Origin of the sequence: Leifsonia sp. SIMBA_070 (assembly GCF_046534635.1) — a bacterium.
In the GTDB taxonomy this organism is placed as follows: domain Bacteria; phylum Actinomycetota; class Actinomycetes; order Actinomycetales; family Microbacteriaceae; genus Leifsonia.
In genome coordinates this window covers 1-273 of record NZ_JAWRYK010000270.1, presented here as the reverse complement: position 1 = coordinate 273, position 273 = coordinate 1, and the positions used below count along the sequence as shown (strand labels likewise).

The following is a 273-nucleotide window of genomic DNA, read 5'->3' as shown; positions in this document are numbered from 1 at the left end:
GCCGGCGACCTTGCCCACCTTGGTGATCTGGAAGACCTCCCGGATCTGGGCGTAGCCGATGAACTGCTCGCGCACCGTCGGCGACAGCATGCCCGATAGCGCGTTGCGGACATCGTCGATGGCCTCGTAGATGACGCTGTAGTAGCGGATCTCGACGCCGTCGCGCTTGGCCATCTCGCGCGCCTGGGGATGGGCACGGACATTGAAGCCGATGACCATCGCCCCGGTCGAGGCGGCGAGCGTGATGTCCGATTCGGTGATGCCGCCGACCGC

General features: G+C 66.3%; 1 pseudogene. It reads right to left on the bottom strand.

What is annotated here, in order from left to right:
• A pseudogene (locus SB754_RS20310) lies at positions 1 to 273 on the bottom strand (translation initiation factor IF-2); the annotation flags it as partial.